This is a genomic window from Monashia sp. HAY1-2A, from assembly GCF_056755315.1.
The window spans coordinates 1-1,922 of sequence record NZ_JBNDHY010000282.1 but is presented as its reverse complement, the minus strand read 5'-3'; the positions used below and the strand labels follow the sequence as shown (position 1 = coordinate 1,922).

Genomic DNA, 1,922 nt, shown 5'->3' with positions numbered 1-1,922 from the left:
GATCGCGCAGGTACCGGAACAGGATCTCGCCCGAGTCGTTCGCGTCGTGGATCCGGTCCATGAGCACCCACGCGTCCGCGAAGACCTTGCGCACCTGCGGCCGCGCCGCCAGGAGCCGCACCGGGTCGACCTTGAGCCGGCGAGCCGCCTCGCGCTTGCTCGGACGCCTGCCCTGCTGCGCCTTGCGGAACCGGTCGGCGAGCGCCTTGGCTCCCAGCGCGCGGACGTGGACACCCTCCCACTCCTCGGCGAGGTCGAGCCGCACGCCGTCGACCAGGAGCTCGATGGTGCCGCCGGCCGGGACCCAGAGCACCCGCTCCCACATCACGGTCGCGCCGAAGAAGTCCATCCGGCGGGTCTTCGCGTGCAACGGAGCCGTCGGCACGCCCTGGAAGCGGAACTGCTCCGACGGCGCCTCACCGACGTACCGGTACCGCAGCCGCACGACCCTGGTGGCGCGGTCGAACCGGTCCGTCACGGCGTACGGGGTGTGCCAGGAGGTGTCCGCGAGGCCGTGCAGGAGGATGTCGCGCCAGTGCGGCTGCAGCTTGCGGATGCCGAAGGAGTCGACGACGTCGGGAGTGAGCAGGTCGGCGATCTCGCGCAGGGTGTGGCGGAACTCGGCGCCGAGCTCGCCGTCGATGGCCGACGCCGAGCTGGCCATGGCGTCCTCGGACGAGAAGTACCAGGACAGGTCGTAGAGGATGGTGTTCTGCAGCCACATGGGGACGGCGCCCCACTGCTCCCTGGCGTCGACGAGCAACGCGAGGTAGCCCTCGCGTGGTACGACGCCGTAGCGGCCCGTGGCCGAGATCCCGGTCTGCAGCGTCGAGGACTGGTCGGCGCGTTTGCGGTAGACGTACCTCGCCGACGCGAGGAAGCCGGTGCGACGCGTCGGAGCCGCCATGAGGTAGCGGGCCGCGAAGTCGCCGTCCTCGAAGTTCGGACGCAGCCGGTGGTTGAACCGGAGGTCCCCCACGAGGTCGCGCCGCAGGACCGAGGACGTGGCGCTGTTCGGGATGTAGGAGGTGGCGGTGTCGAGGTCGACGAGCGTGTCGCCCGCCGCGAACATCTTGGCCCGCGGATGCTTGGCGAGGGTGCCCGTGGACTCCAGGTGCAGCACCATGTTCGCCGAGACGAAGCACACCTCGGGGTGGCGCCCGACGAACGCGGCGACCGCGGAGAAGAAACCCGCGTCGAGGGTGTCGTCCGGGTCGGTGAAGGTGACCCAGTCGCCGGTGGCACGCTCGAGGCCCGCGTTGCGTGCCGCGGCCTGCCCGCCGTTCTCCTGGGTCAGCACGACGACCTCGAACGGGGCGCGCCCAGCCCACGCGCGGAGGACTCCGAGACTGTCGTCGGTCGAGCCGTCGTCGACCGCGACGACCTGCAGGCGCGACGGGTCGTAGTCCTGCTTCTCGAGCGACTCGAAGAACTCGGGCAGGTAGCGGGCGACGTCGTAGACGGCCGAGACGACCGAGAAGGTCGGTCCGGGGGATCCATCGACCCCTGCCGGTCGCTCCGCTCCCGTTGCCCTCGCTGCGACCACGTCCCGTCCCTTTCGACCATGAGGCGAGCCACCACCGGAGACGGTCCCGCAGGCAGGTGCGGGGCGCGCGTCCCGAGCCGCGGCCGTACCCGCCACATGGTAGACCGGGCCCCCGTGGCCGCCCGGAGGAACGGCCCCGGGCGCGCCGGGCGCAGGACCGGGTCGAACGGGCGGAGCGCCGGATGCGGACCGCGTGACGCGTAGCGCGGGTGCGGCCCGGCGGGTGTGGTCAGCCCGCCGGGCTCAGCTCCGCTGCGTCCGCGACCACGGCCCCCTTGGGCTCGGCCGTGACGCCGTCGAGGGCCTCGATGGCGGCGGTGACCCGCTCGCAGCACCGCCCGTCACGCATCGGGAACGTCGCCTCGATCCGCGCCTG

At 72.3% G+C, this 1,922-nt stretch carries 1 protein-coding gene; it reads right to left on the bottom strand.

From position 1 onward, the window contains the following. Positions 1 to 1,546, bottom strand: a 1,546-nt coding sequence (locus tag ACPYOM_RS21775) for a glycosyltransferase family 2 protein (RefSeq protein ID WP_481347556.1), incomplete at its 3' end; no start/stop codon positions are given. Positions 1,547 to 1,922: the final 376 nt, after the last annotated feature.